The organism is Terrimonas sp., from assembly GCF_003075435.1.
Taxonomy (GTDB): Bacteria; Bacteroidota; Bacteroidia; order Chitinophagales; family Chitinophagaceae; genus Agriterribacter.
Genome location: NZ_QCZJ01000019.1, coordinates 77,600 through 92,900, shown reverse-complemented (window position 1 = coordinate 92,900; position 15,301 = coordinate 77,600). Strand labels below are relative to the sequence as shown.

The window sequence follows — 15,301 nt, the reverse complement described above, 5'->3', positions numbered from 1 at the left end:
CAAAATCTGGCTGGTTATGAAGCTGACCATCGTGCTAATGATTGCTGCTTGCTTACAAATTCAGGCCAAAGGGTATTCGCAAATTACTTTATCGGCGCGGAATGCCTCTTTGGAAAGTGTTTTAACGCAAATCAAAAAACAATCCGGGCTTCACCTGGTATACCGGGATGAATGGCTTCAGGATGCCGGTAAAGTAACTGTTCAACTCAGTAATGTTTCTGTTCAGGAGGCACTTAACGCGTGTTTTAAAGATCAGGCGTTAACGTACGAACTGATCAACAAAACAATTGTAATCAAAAAAACAAATGCTGTATTTCCGCCTGCGGCAGCGCAACAGGATATTATTGTAACAGGCAAGGTGTATGACGATAAAGGCAATCCCCTTGCTAATGTCAGCATTGTGGTAAAAGGATCTACGAAAGGCGTGTCGTCGGCTGCAGACGGCTCTTTCAGTATTAGCGTGTCTAACCAAAGCGCTGTACTTGTATTTTCATACGTAGGCATGGAAATAAAAGAGGCTTTCATACCGGCAAACAGGAATATAAATGTTGTATTAACGCCTCTTGTTAGCGCTATGGAAGATGTGGTTGTGGTGGCTTATGGTTCTCAGAAAAAGATAACGGTTACAGGCGCTGTATCAACCGTAAATTCAGAACAGCTTAAACAAAGCTCCTCAGCAAGCCTGGCAAATGCACTTGCCGGTCGTTTGTCTGGTCTTACGGCTATACAATCCGGTGGAGGTCAACCTGGGCGCGATGACGCTACTTTATATCTGCGTGGTGCTGCTACTGTAAATGGTAACAGCCCGTTGATATTGATTGATGGAGTACCCAGGGATAATATACGCACCATTGACCCGAATGAGGTAGCAAGCATATCTATATTAAAAGATGCATCTGCCACTGCTGTATTTGGTGTTCGCGGTGCTAACGGCGTTATCCTTATTACAACCAAAAGAGGTACGCCCGGCAAAGCTCAGTTAACGGCAAGTGTAGATCAGAGCTTTAGTTCATTTACCCGTGAGCCGGAATGGCTTCATTCGGTGGATTATTTAAAATTGCGCAACGAGGCGGCTAAGAATGATGGGATTGCCATTCCTTACTCTGATGAGCTTATTAGTAAGTTTGAAAATCCGCTGCAGGGGCTTGATCCCAATGCCCCTGATTATGCAGAACAGGTTGCATACAGAAATTATATTTATCCTGATCATTACTGGTATGGTGAACTGATTAAAAAGAATACACCGCAAACCCGTGTGAATATTGGGGTAACAGGCGGTACATCAAAATTAAGTTACTTCGTAAATGGTGTGTACCTGCACCAGGGCGGTAACCTTAATACCGAGCCGAAATCAAAGCTGGGATATGATCCTTCTTCCTGGATGGACAGATATAATTTCAGGGCAAATCTTGATTATAAGGTAAGTCCTTCATTCAAAGCATTTTTAAATATCGGCAGTTATATAGAAAAAGTGAATATGCCTTCTGCAGGTACTTATCCGGGTTATGATACGAAATGGATGATGACGGATTTGATTTATCAAACCCAAACCATATTGCCTATTACGCCTGGTCCTACCACACTGGGAGGATATGGCGTTCCCGAAGACGCGGTAGTCTATCCCACATATCTTGACCGTACGGCGTTTGAGATCATGAACCGCCAGGGTTTCAGAAACGAAATGCGTTCAAACCTTAATACGTCACTGGGTGCGGAATGGGATTTAAGCAAGCTGGTAATTCCGGGATTGTCTGTGAAGGGTATGATTTCTTACGATGCAAAAGCTACCAGCGCTATGGACGGGTATAAAAACGAGCGGCTATATGCAGCGCAGGTGAATTATGAAACAAACGAACTTTCTTACGCGGTTCAACGCAATGCCGAATCTTTCCTGAATATATTGAAAGGGTATGATTCCCGTTATAATATCAACATGCAGGCATCTGTCAATTACCAGAATTCTTTTGGTAAACATAATGTAGGCGCGTTGGTATTGGGGCAAAGAGATTACTGGGAAACAACAGCAGGCGAAATACCATATAATGTGATTGGACTGGCTGGAAGGGTTACCTATGACTATGATAAAAGATACCTGGCAGAAGTGAACCTGGGTTATAACGGGTCAGAACAATTTGCACCGGCAAACAGGTATGGCTTTTTCCCTGCCGCATCTGTAGGATGGGTAATAAGCAATGAGCCCTTTTTCCAATCCCTTTCATACACGGTTTCTAACTTAAAATTAAGAGCTTCCTATGGTAAAGTGGGTAATGATAAGATCGGCAGCTCAAGATTTTTATACCTCGATAATATTACTGTTGGAGGCGGACCATTATCTACTCTGGGAAGAGGTCAGGGCATAAATCAGGGATTATTAGGTAATCCTGCTTTGTCGTGGGAGGTTGCCACCAAGCAAAACTATGGCGTTGAAGTAGGGTTATTTAATGAGCTTAATATTTCCTTCGATTACTTCTTTGAAAAAAGAACTGATATCCTTATCTCACGCGGCACAGTGCCGGCGTTACAGGGTGTGCCATTGGGTAATATACCTAAAGTAAATATGGGTATTGTAGATAACAGAGGGTATGAAATAGAAGTGTCTTATAATAAGAGGTTATCAAAAAATTTCTCCTTCATGGTGAAGGGTAACCTGGGGTATAATCATAATACCGTTAAATTCTACGACGAGCCCATCAGCGATGATTCTTATGCTTATCGTTACCGCACTACAGGTTTTTCTTTGGGACAGGCATGGGGGTATAAAATTGATTACTCCAATGGTAATGGTTATTTCAACAGCCAGCAGGAGCTGGATGCCTACCTCGCTAAAACAACCTATGGTTTTGGAACACCACGGGTAGGAGATTTTGTTTACCAGGATCTGAATGGCGATGGCATTGTGAATGATAAAGACCTGGCGCCGATAAAATATACCAGTATACCCGGCCAGATATATGGGTTGCTTTTACAGGTTAATTATAAAGGATTTGAGTTCAGCAGCTTTTTCCAGGGTGTGAGCAAGTATTCCACTAATTATGCCAACCAGGGCGTGTATGAAAATATTAAGCTGGGTACTTATTACAGCTATCATACCACAGCGTGGACACCAGAGCGTTACGCGGCAGGTGAAAAGATTACTTACCCCGCGTTAAGTACGAATACTACTACTAATCATCGCGCTAACGATTTCTTTATTATGGACAGGTCATTCATTCGCCTTAAGAATATTGAACTGGCCTACAATTTCACACCCTCGTTATTAAAAACACTCAGGGTGCAGGGTGTAAGGACATATATAAGCGCTTACAATTTCTTTACCTGGGATAAGCTGAAGCTTGATCATCTTGATCCGGAAAACAGTGAATCGCTGGGCTATCCTGTTACCAAGTCTTTAAACTTTGGTGTAAATATTACTTTCTAAACCTTACACAGAAGCGATATGAATAATCAAAAATATATACAACAAACCCCCGGCACACTATATATACCAGGCGTGGGGCGTTATATAAAACTTGCCTTGTTTTTATTTACTATGCTGCTGTTTGGCGGAGCATGTAAAAAGGCGCTTGACCAGGCGCCGGATGGTAAAATTTCACTGGATGAAGTTTTCCAGGACAATGATAAAGTGGAAGCTTTTTTAAATAGCTGCTATAATAATCTTCCTGTAAAAGGAACACGTTATTTCTTTTGGTCACGAGGACCAGTTGATTGGAGTGATGAAGCATGGGATACGGACGCGGAAGCAGAATCATGGATCATGTCGGGAAGGTTTTACAACGGAGATGCATCTGCATCCAGCTTTCCCGGAACAGATATCAGCTCAGATGCAGGTAATGGTGATTACTGGAACCGCTACTGGAACGCTATACGTAATTGCTCATATTTTTTACAGAAAATAGATAATGCTGCTGTTAATAGTGAAGAAAACAGACAGCGGATGAAAGCAGAGGCGTACGTGCTGAGAGCTTATTACTATCATGAATTATTAAAATGGTTTGGCGCTGCTTTACCTATTATGCGGGAGCCATATGAGTTTACCGCAGATTTTTCGACTCTGGAAAAAGCAAGCTATTATGATCTTACAAAATTTATAATGGAAGATTGTGATGCGGCATTAGCGATATCAGCTTTACCAACACGTATCACAACTGATGAGCCATACAGGGTAACAAAGGCATTGGCAGAGTCCATAAAGTCAAAAATGATTTTGTTTGCTGCCAGTCCTTTAAATAATGGCGGGCAGAATTATTGGGATGAAGCATATGAAGTGAATAAAGCTTCTTTGCAAAACCTGCGTAGCTGGGGATATGAGCTATATAATAAAGTGAATTTCCCGGCAACCTATATGTCTGATGACGCATATATCGGGCCGGCAAAAGACCAGTATTCTGCTTTATACAACGAATATTTTACCCAATCCGCGCAATACTCACCAACTGCGGTTGATAAAGAAACGATTTATCAGTCACGCGAAGGACAGGGAAATATCTGGAACATTGATGGCATCGGGGCACAGGATGGTTATAAAAGCGGCACATGCCCAACACAGGAACTGGTAGATGCTTACGAAACCACAGACGGCCAGCCAATACTAGACCTGGATAATCCATACCTGGATGAACAACATTTGCAGCCTAATTATAATCCGGATAATGCATTATATAACCCCAACGATCCTTATGCCAACAGGGATCCCCGTTTTTATGCTTCTATTTACTATAATGGTTCTAAGCGTAAAGCATGGTGGGGTTTTGCAGAAGCGCCTGAATCATACGAAAATTATCCTGCACCTGCAGGTAACAGGGCCAGGGTTATTGCTACATATAAGGGAGAGCCTCAAACCGGTATAGACCCTGCGGTAAGAAAAGCTACCAGGACAGGATATTTTGAAAGAAAATTTTTACATCCCAACTCAGGAGGAGATAATCCTGTAGGAGGTGCAAACTGGAAATACTTCAGGCTTGGTGAGATCATTTTAAATTTTGCGGAAGCAGCTGCAGAAGCAGGCAAATTAGATGAGGCCCGCGCCGCGGTAAATGAGATCAGGAGAAGAGTAGGTATGCCTGATCTTCCGGCCAACCTGAGCCAGGCTCAATTGATTGCAAGGGTTCGTAATGAAAGAAGAGTAGAATTAGCGCTTGAAGAGAACAGGTATTTTGATGTACGCAGGTGGAGCAATCCTTCTGACGATTTATCAAAAACTGATCAATGGGTAACCGCAATGGAAATTACCCGAACCGGGACAAATGCCTACACCTACCAGAGAAGAGTGGTAAGGCCTACAGAAAGGAAAAATTATACCAATAAATTTTTATGGTTCCCGGTACCATTGTCTGAGGCAAACAGGCTTGCCGCTATTACGGGCAATGACTGGCAAAACCCCGGATGGTAATTGTACTTTTTCTTAAAAGACTTAACGAAACTCAAATGAAATACAATATTATAAAATTTACAATGCTGTGTTTTACCGTGTTCGTGGCGGTAATGCAGCAAAATATATATGCACAGGATGCCGCGGCTATGGTTACCGGTAAGGTTATAGACCAATTTGGCAAGCCAATGTATGGTGTTGTGGTTAACTCAGGCAATGGCAGAAATGGAACTTCCACTGATAAAAACGGGGAATATACGCTACCTATTAATGATGGAAGCAATACAGTAATTTTTAAATACACCGGCTACAGTACAAAAGCAGAAACAATTAATGGCCGGGAAAGTATAAACATTGAATTACACCCCGATACCCATAAGCTTGACGAAGAAATTCAGTTAGGGTATAACAGCCAGTTGCGCAAACATTTTGCAGGTGCCGCTGCAACAGTAACGGGTACAGAATTAGAAAGAGCACCGGTAGCTAATTTTGGACAAACTTTAGCCGGCCGGCTTCCTGGTTTAACAACACTCGAAACATACTCCGAGCTCTCCCGTGCTACTACTTCAACGGCTGTTCGCGGATTCAGCTTTGCCCGGAACAACGGGCCACTTGTAGTAGTAGATGGTGTGCTTGTACCTTATAACAGCAATCAAACACTTGAATATATTTCTCCAACAGAAATTGAATCCATTACGGTATTGAAAGATGCTTCAACGCAGGCATTGTATGGTATACTTGGTGGTAATGGGTTGTTGGTAGTAAAAACCAAAAGAGGCAGAAAAGGAGATTTGGAAGTAAGAGCAAGAATAGATCAATCTGTACAGCAGGCAACAACAACACCTGCTCATTATGATGCGGCAACGTATGCTGAGTTAAAAAACCTGGCTGCAAAAAATGATTACGTGCCTGATGTTACTAATCCATTTGAAGCGCCTTATTCACAAGCTGATATTGAAGCTTACAGGTCAGGATCAGATCCGCTTTTGCACGCCAATAATAACTGGTATAAAATGTTTATGAAAGACCTGGCAAGAATGGAGCGTGTGAGCTTAAATCTTACCGGTGGAAGCGATAATATTCAATATTACTCCAACATAAATGTAATGCACCAGGGTGGTTATTTTAAAACAGATCAAACACGCTATGATCCTGATGCTAATAATTTATGGGTGAATTACCGCACCAATGTAGATATGAACATCAACAAATGGATAAAGGCATACGTAAGACTGAGTGGTAATATTAAAAGAGAACGTAACCCTGGCGGCGCAGGCAACCAGGCTGTATACAGCAGTGTGTTTTTAATACCTTCTAACGTATTTGGCCCGGTAACGCCCAGGATTGAAGATGCAAGCGGTAAGGTGATTGATGAAGGCGGGCAGGTAATAAGCACAGCCACCGTTCATAATCCTACCTATGGACTACTGAATCATACCGGCTATGTCAGGCATACTGTTACCAATACTACCTCCCAGTTTGGAGTAGATCTGAACCTGGATTTTATTACAAGAGGGCTTTCGTTAACCGGTACATTTAACTATCAAACCAATTCCGTTGGAAGCTTATATACTTCCCAGAACTTTGAAAGATATGCGAGGGATTTGAATATTACAGACTCTCTTGCTTTTAAACAGGATGGAACAGAATTGAACACGCCTCTTGCTTATGCAAAAGGGCATTCATTTTATTACCATCTTACTTATAATGCACTGTTGAATTACGACCGGAAATTTGGTAAGCATAATGTCCGTGCATTAGGTTATATGTTTTTCCAGGATCTGACAAAGACTGATGTAAGCGCTCCTTTTTCATTCCCTTACAAGCGTTTTCATACCGGTGCGGAACTGATGTATGATTATAGCGAAAAGTATTTTGTAAAACTTGATCTCGGTTATTCCGGTTCTGATCAGTATGCAAGAAGCTCAAGGTATGTTTCAACACCATCTGTTGCCGCAGCATGGATGATAAGTAATGAAGCTTTTCTGAAGAATAATCAAGTGCTGACTTTATTAAAGATCAGGGGCTCTTATGGTAAAACAGCTAATGATCAAAGTGGATTGAACCGGTTTGCATATATGGATAATGTGCGGTTGCAGGGTGGTGGTCCTATCGGCTATTTGCAATACCTTGTTGTAGAGAACACTAAGGGAGATCCAAGGATCAGCGCAGAAGTATCTACCAAAACCAATGGTGGTATAGATATTGGGTTATTTAATGCTATAACCATTAATGCGGATATCTTCAATGAGAAGGTGGATAACATGATCGTACCCGCCACCGGAGCTATCCCTGCTTACCAGGGTATTCCTCTGGGTAATTACCCATCACTAAACCAGGGTAAATTTGAAAATAAGGGTTTTGAAGTAGCGATTGATTATACAAAGGAGTTTAATAAAAACTGGGGTGCATCAATAGGCGGTAATCTTTCTTATTCAAAAAATACTATCCTGAGTATAAATGAAGCGCAAAAAGCTTCAGACTATACTTATCTTAAACAGCAGGAAGGATATTCTTATGGACAGGCATTCGGTTATCTTGTAGATTACAGTAACGGCAATGGTATGTTCAATACACAGGCTGAACTGGATAATAATACACTTGCTTACTCTTTTGGTACTCCAAGGCTCGGAGATTTGATATATAAAGATTTGAATGGCGATGGTAAAATTAATGACAGGGATGTTGCACCTATAGGAAATGGAGCATTACCCAAATATATATATGGTATAACCGGCCGCATAAGGTTCAAATCTCTTGAACTTAATATGTTGTTCCAGGGTGTTAATCAATTTACAACAATATACAGTGGAACCGGCGTTTATGAAACATCGTACGATGGTGTTTTTGGAGCATTGCATAGCCAGTCATGGACAGCAGAACGCTATGCAGCAGGCGAAGAAATTCTATACCCTGCGCTTTCAACCAGGCAAAGTGTTAATCACCAGGCAAGTGATTTCTTTGAATATGACAGATCGTTCATCCGTTTAAAAAATCTTGAGCTTTCGTACACATTCCCCGGCAGTGTAGCCCATGCTATTGCTTCTCAGAATATAAGACTGTTGCTCAGCGGGCAAAACCTTATTACCTGGGATAAAATGAAAAGCAAGGATTTTGGACCGGAAGGCAGTGGTTACCTCGGTTTCCCGGTATACAGGGTTTATAATATAGGATTAAGTGTAACATTTTAATGTAACCGGAATCATCAATTATGTACATAACGAACTGTACAGCTAAAATGAAAAGAATGAAAAAATATAACAGTATACTGATAGTTGTCATGTTAGCATTTGGCATACTATCATGCAATAAACAACTTGATTTGCCTGCCGATGGCAGAATATCGCTTGCCAATGTATTTAATGATTATAACCAGGTGAGAGGGTATCTGAATTCCTGTTATGGGTATTGTCCCGCGCCATATATGGACAGGGCTTCTTATACCGATGAAGCGCAGGACGCCGATGATATTACCGCCGGTTCAAAATACAGCATATGGTATAGCGGTAGTGTTACAGGTTCTGATTACGCATCCTATTCTTCTGATGGCAGCCCCTGGACGAATTTATATATCGGTATCAGGAAGTGCAATACATTTATCGAAGGAATGAAAACCGCCCAAGTAATTGCAGGCGAAGATGAAAAACAAGGCTGGGTTGCCCAGGCAAAAACACTGAGAGCTTTGTATTACCTTCAACTTATTAAAAGGTATAATGCTGTTCCGTTGATTACAGCACCGTATGAAATTGAGCATGATTTTTCTTCTGACAGAAAAGCTACTTTTTCAGAAGTGGTAACACAAATACTTACTGATTGTAACGAAGCCCTTGCGGCGCCAAATTCAGCTTCCGGTTTTTCCTGGCAGATATATGATAACCAGTTCGGCATTATGCACAGGGCAATACCTTATGCTATTATGTCGCAGGCGGTAACCTATGCTGCAAGTCCTTTGTTTTCCGATGGAACATATACATGGGATAAAGCATTGGAAATTACTTCAGAGGCCTTATACCAGTGTGCTGCCAATGGGTATACATTATTTGATGTATTTTCCGGCGCCGGCGAAGCGCAAAATATTTATGCAAGTTATTTTCTTACCTCTTCCAACGATCGCCGTGCGGTTGATAAGGAAACCATTTACCAGGGCGGGGCGCAAATGCAGGTTTGGAAATATGCAGGGCTTCCTTCTACTGATGGAGTAGACAAGGCAGGACCTTGCCCTACCCAGGATTTGGTTGACGCATACGAAATGGCAAATGGTGAACCTGCTATACTTGGCTATAGTGATGCAGCGCATCTTGTACCAATTATTAATCCGGCATCAGGCTATGATCCTGCAAACCCATACGAAGGAAGAGACCCACGTTTTTATGCTTCTATTTATTATAATGGTGCACTGCGCCATCTTGATCAACCATCAGGATATACTATTCAAACTTATGCGGGCGGAGACGAAGGTATAGCTACAGATGACAGGAAACATACACGTACCGGTTATTATTTGCGCAAATTCAATAGTCACAGGTCAGGTATAAGCAACCAGTCTGATGGCGCTATACGCTTGTTCAGGTATGCGGAATTGATTATGAATTTTGCCGAAGCAGCTTATCAAACCGTTGGCCCGGATGCGACAGTAACGGTAAACGGTTATTCTTTGTCTGCTAAAGAAGCAGTAGATGCAATAAGGGCAAGAGCTGGTATGCCGGCTTTGCCTGCAGGGTTAACAGCGGAAGAATTTGAAAAACGTTACCGCAACGAACGCAGGGTTGAGTTTGCATTTGAAGAACATCGCTTTTTTGATGTGCGCAGGTGGAAGGTTCTTGACCAGACAGACAAGTTCGTTACCGGTATGCGCATCACTAAATCAGGATCTGATCTTACTTATACAAGATTTAAATTTTCTGACAGAAATTCTTCATCTGTAAAATGGTTGTTATACCCTATAGATCAATCAGAAGTAAATAAAATGATGGGATTGGCCGGTGAGAACTGGCAGAATCCGGAGTGGTAATGGGCTATCAGCTTTCAGGTATCAGCTGTGAGCCTCAAAGTCTGAGGTGTTAGCAAGCTATAGGTTATACTGTATTGAATAGTTAAAAGAAAATGTGAGAAGTGCTGATAGCTGATACCTGAAAGCTGACAGCCCATAGCTCATAGCAGTTTTGGGGCTATTTTTCATACCTGCCGCTCCTGCAAAGGGGCGGTTTTATTTCTATCTTATGAACAGGCTTTTAATTATAGGTTTAATGCTTACTGTTTGCAGTTGCAGTAAGGCGATAAGGGCATCAGTTGATGGCGAAGTAACGGATTCAGCATATAAAAATATTTTTACGGTGCAGCCCGGATGGGAGATATATACAGGTGGGGTATATCGTTATGGTCCTTCCATTATTCAAAACACAGACGGAACAATTGATGCATGGTTTGCCGCGCCGGGTGGAACATTTGGTGATAGGATATTGTTGCATGAAGATGCCGGAACGCAAACTGCTATTGCCCTGAACGGTGCAGATATAGCAGCTCAAAAATTTATAGCTACGCAATCTTTTTACGCCATAGCTGTAGCATGTCCAAACTGGAACTCAACCAACAGCAGCATTACACTTAGTCTTTATCAATGGAACAGCGACTATGCTTCAACGATAGCTTCCGCGCCTTTGGCAAAAAAAGTGTATAGCAATTACCAGGATAACCAGAATCTACAGATTGCAAGTGATGAAAGATTCGCCGGAGGTAATTATTTGTGGGTGCTGACCAACCCATCGGGCACAGCAGGCGTTTGGAAAAAAGAGGGAGAGGTGAGCAATACTCAAAACTTCAAAAATGGTGAAGTGGTTGCAGGAAGTTACCAGTCTTTTTTATTGCTTAATCCTTCTTCGGGTGCGCATTACTGGGACCAGGCTTCTTATATGCGTTCAACAGATGGCGGGAAAAACTGGTCAGCAGAAAAGATGGTATTAAAGCCTACAGAAGGCACACGCGACCAGCTTTCTATCTGCGATCCCGGCGTGATAAAGCTGGGCAATTATTATTATGCAGGCTATACTTCTACGGAAGATGAAAGAGGCTTGTTTAACCATGCTTATGTTGCAAGGTCAACATCTCCTGAAGGTCCCTGGGAAAAATGGGATGGTAATGGCTGGAGCAATGATCCCCAACCCGTAATCACGTTTAATGGCGATGCTGATGCATGGGGCGCCGGAGAACCTTCAATGATTATTAATAACGACACCTTATTTTTCTATTATACCTGGCACGATAAAAATATACTTGAGACACGTGTTGCCATCGTAAATGATCCTGGTGAAAATTGGCCGGCACAGCTTCAACAGAAAGGAACGGCTGTTGATAAAACGGCTATTGCAGCTGCTGATCACTGTGATGTGAAATACCGGGATGACCTTAAAAAATATTATGCTATTCATACCGCTTCCAGGCTTACAGCGAACAGTTATATTGTTTTGTGGGAATCAACAGATGGTTTATCGTTTACCAAAATAAAAGAAATAAGAGCAGGGCTGAAACCCTACCTGCATAATTGCGGATGGAGTGGCGATGAGCAAGGCCATATCAATCCCGGAAAACAGCAATATATTTCTTATGCCTATGGCCCCAATTGGGCTAACTGGAACACCATGTGGCACCCGATAAGTTTTAAATAGAGATATAATGACTATAGTAGTAAGAATTTGTACTGTCGTTTTGTTATTCCTTTTCAGTGTTAATTGCGGAAAGCAAAAAACTCCCCCATCTGTAAATTTACCTACCGATACCTTAACTACAGGTAACGCTGAAGACACTACGCGATATATAGCTTTATTTTATTTTCCTGTTTTCGGTGATTCCATGTATACACCCCAGTTATTATCACCATCGGGTGATGCATGGATAATGAAAGGACAAACGCCTGCATACAGTCCTGTAGGACAATTCAGTTTTTGGGGCAAACCGCTTTTTGCAGCAACTCATGGAGATGGTACGATCAAGAACAATTATATATATTATTTTAACGGGGATCCTGCACAAACCAATAATGCTTTACTTGATTATCATGCAGATTTAATTACCGCTGCCGGCGTTGATTTAATAGTGCTTGATTTTACCAATGGCGCAAGAGATTTTCCAAATGGGCCTTCATATGTTTCAGCAACAACCGCTTTGTGTAACAGGTGGCAGGAGCGTAAAAGAGATAATTTACCTATTCCTCAAATAGCGTTTTTTGTTCAAAATACCGGCACCTTAAGCGTGGTGGAATCTCTTTATTTTGATAAATATGATGATGATATTTTCTTTAAATATTCAGAAAAAAAATTGTTGCTGGTTGCGGATGCGCTTGGTAACGGTAACAATGCAGATGTTAATCAGCCTGCTGTGCCATCAAACGGGAAGTTTGCCAATTATACAACACGTCATTGCTGGGGTTTAGATAACTCTGGCAAATGCTGGCAATTTAAAGTAAACAGTAATTTGCCACCACAGGCATTTTATTATAATGGAAAACCCGAGCAGATGTGCGCGCCGGTAGCAACACAGGCAACATATATGACAACGGATGGAGAAAATGTTATGCCTGATACAAAAGGAAGGGATAATGGAAATTATTTCAGGAAGTATATGGAAGCTGCCGGAAAAGTAAAGCCACGTTTTCTTTTTATACACTCCTGGAATGAATGGGCTGCGGGTAACTGGGGCGAAAGCCAGCAAGAACCTGCTTTTGTAGATCTGTGGCTTGCAGAATACAGCGCTGATATTGAACCTATGGATGGCGGACATGGCGATATGTATTATCAATTGATGAAGGATGAGATAACAAAATACAGATACATTAAATAATACCATTGTAATCAACAATTATGAGCAAACAATTTTGGTTAATACTTTTTTCGCTTATAGGTTGCTGTTATATACAGGCTCAGCAGCAGGAATATTACCGTGATATTTATCCGGATACCTGGGTTGCTACCGATGCGCTGGGCAGAACAATGCCTGATGTAAAAACAGTAGGAGATATTAAGAAAGATCAGCGTCGCGTAGTGGGTATATTTTATATTACCTGGCACACAGATAACCTGGCTAAGCTTAAAAGTCCGTATAACGCCGATGTAACAAAAATTTTGAAAGAAGATCCTTCTGCAAGATTGGATGCCAAACATCCCTTATGGAAAGAAGGTTCTTATCACTGGGGCGAACCGGAGCTGGGATATTTTTTAAGTAAAGATGAATACGTGATTAGAAAAGACATGAGCATGCTGGCAGATGCGGGCGTGGATGTATTGGTGATGGACGTAACCAATGCGGTTCGTTATTGGGAACAATGGGATGTATTATTCACTACTATGCAAAAAATGAAAGCGGAAGGAAATAAAGTACCACAGTTCTGTTTCTGGGCTTTTAATGGCCCGGTAATAACAGTAGTGCAGGATTTATACGACCGGATTTATAAAACAAAAAAATATGAAGACCTCTGGTTTTACTGGGATGGAAAGCCGTTGTTATTATATAATGCAGATCCATCTGTTGACGCTAATGGAAAAGGAGTAGATAATCCTAACCCGCATTATGATTCAGCGGCAGTTACCAATAAAAACCATCCGCATTTCGGCGACCCTGATTACACAGAGAAATTGTATAAAGATTATACCAAGGATGTAAAACAGTTTTTTACTACCCGCAATATGTGGTGGGGATATTACAAATGGGCCGGCCGTCGCTTTGTAGGCACGGAAGATAACTGGAGCTTCGGCTATGATATGGGGAATGAAGACGTGAAAGCAATGAACCCGGATAGCCTTGTATCCACCCATCTGGGAAAAAGAGAAGAAGCCGCGGTTACGCCTGCGCAGCATCCGTCAAGCTTAACCGGTAAATCATGGACACGTGCTCATGGCGAACCTGAATTAAATGAATATGATCTTCCCAAACCAACCTACGTGCCCTGGTTAAAAAAAACGGTTGAGCACCCCGAAGGGTATGGTATTTATTTCCAGGAAAGATGGGAGGAAACGCTGAAATCTGATCCGCAGTTTTTATACATCAACGACTGGAACGAATGGACAGCGGGAAAATATCAGCCCGATGGTGGTAAGACTACGAAGTTCATGCGCCGCGATAATCCTTATTTTTTTGTTGATCAGTATAACTCCGAATTTAACCGCGCCATACAACCCATGAAAGATGGCTATACTGATAATTACTATATGCAGATGGCACAGAATATACGCAGGTATAAAGGTGCAAGAGATATTGCTGCTTCAAAAGGTTTTACCACTATTACACTGGATGGCAATAATATTGAATGGAAAAGCATTATACCTGAATACAGGGATACTAAAGGCGATATTACACACCGCGATGCTATTGGTTATGCCGGCATTCGCTATACCAACAATTCCGGCAGAAATGATATTATTACCAGTAAGGTAGCGGTAGATAAGAAACAGGTATATTTTTATGTAGAAACATTACAGGCGCTCACACCATATACCGGTAATAACTGGATGCTGTTGCTGATAGATGCAGATCAAAATGCAAATACCGGATGGTATGGATATGATTTTCTTATTAATAAAGAAGTGAAGTCTGATCATATCACAACCCTGAAAAAATACAATGGCGAAAGCTGGGAAACGGTTTCGGATATCCCTTACCGTTATGAGGGGACTGTATTGGAACTGGCTGTTCCAAGAAAACTGTTGAAGGCGGAGGGCAATGCTATCAGCTTCGATTTTCACTGGGCTGATAATCCTGCTGATTTAAAAGACCCCATTTCGCTTTGTATTAATGGAGACAGTGCTCCGAACAGGAGATTTAATTACCGCTTCAAATGGATGAAATGATATTTTATGAAACATTAAGAAGTTAAGAATAGTTAGGCCGTTCTTAATCTTCTTAAATGCTTAATGTTTATCTTTTACATACTATAAAAATATAGCA

Annotated in this window: 7 protein-coding genes; all 7 read left to right on the top strand. The window is 41.6% G+C overall.

Annotated features, from left to right (window positions below):
- Positions 1 to 16 precede the first annotated feature (16 nt).
- The 7 genes from DC498_RS18585 to DC498_RS18555 all read left to right on the top strand — a co-directional run bounded on the left by DC498_RS18585 (position 17) and on the right by DC498_RS18555 (position 15,204).
- Positions 17 to 3,418, top strand: a complete 3,402-nt coding sequence (locus DC498_RS18585; protein WP_206197694.1) for a TonB-dependent receptor — start codon at positions 17 to 19, stop codon at positions 3,416 to 3,418.
- Positions 3,419 to 3,436: 18 nt separating this feature from the next.
- Positions 3,437 to 5,389 (top strand): RagB/SusD family nutrient uptake outer membrane protein, encoded by a 1,953-nt coding sequence (locus DC498_RS18580; protein WP_116875652.1) that lies wholly within the window; start codon positions 3,437 to 3,439, stop codon positions 5,387 to 5,389.
- 35 nt (positions 5,390 to 5,424) lie between these two features.
- The gene (locus tag DC498_RS18575; protein WP_165813891.1) at positions 5,425 to 8,559 is read left to right on the top strand and encodes a SusC/RagA family TonB-linked outer membrane protein; all 3,135 of its coding nucleotides are present in this window, start codon (positions 5,425 to 5,427) and stop codon (positions 8,557 to 8,559) included.
- A gap of 56 nt (positions 8,560 to 8,615) precedes the next feature.
- Complete coding sequence (locus tag DC498_RS18570) at positions 8,616 to 10,379, top strand: RagB/SusD family nutrient uptake outer membrane protein (protein WP_206197693.1); 1,764 nt, start codon at positions 8,616 to 8,618, stop codon at positions 10,377 to 10,379.
- A gap of 208 nt (positions 10,380 to 10,587) precedes the next feature.
- Positions 10,588 to 12,030, top strand: a complete 1,443-nt coding sequence (locus tag DC498_RS18565; protein WP_116875650.1) for a hypothetical protein — start codon at positions 10,588 to 10,590, stop codon at positions 12,028 to 12,030.
- A gap of 7 nt (positions 12,031 to 12,037) precedes the next feature.
- Positions 12,038 to 13,201 carry a hypothetical protein gene (locus tag DC498_RS18560; RefSeq protein WP_133176898.1) on the top strand — a complete coding sequence of 388 codons (1,164 nt, stop codon included), beginning with the start codon at positions 12,038 to 12,040 and terminating at the stop codon, positions 13,199 to 13,201.
- 20 nt (positions 13,202 to 13,221) lie between these two features.
- Positions 13,222 to 15,204 (top strand): hypothetical protein, encoded by a 1,983-nt coding sequence (locus DC498_RS18555; protein ID WP_206197692.1) that lies wholly within the window; start codon positions 13,222 to 13,224, stop codon positions 15,202 to 15,204.
- Positions 15,205 to 15,301 lie beyond the last annotated feature (97 nt).

Coding starts and splice junctions, on each gene's coding strand:
- DC498_RS18585 (WP_206197694.1), top strand. CDS start 17: ATGAAGCTGACCATCGTGCTAATGATTGCTGCTTGCTTACAAATTCAG.
- DC498_RS18580 (WP_116875652.1), top strand. CDS start 3,437: ATGAATAATCAAAAATATATACAACAAACCCCCGGCACACTATATATA.
- DC498_RS18575 (WP_165813891.1), top strand. CDS start 5,425: ATGAAATACAATATTATAAAATTTACAATGCTGTGTTTTACCGTGTTC.
- DC498_RS18570 (WP_206197693.1), top strand. CDS start 8,616: ATGAAAAAATATAACAGTATACTGATAGTTGTCATGTTAGCATTTGGC.
- DC498_RS18565 (WP_116875650.1), top strand. CDS start 10,588: ATGAACAGGCTTTTAATTATAGGTTTAATGCTTACTGTTTGCAGTTGC.
- DC498_RS18560 (WP_133176898.1), top strand. CDS start 12,038: ATGACTATAGTAGTAAGAATTTGTACTGTCGTTTTGTTATTCCTTTTC.
- DC498_RS18555 (WP_206197692.1), top strand. CDS start 13,222: ATGAGCAAACAATTTTGGTTAATACTTTTTTCGCTTATAGGTTGCTGT.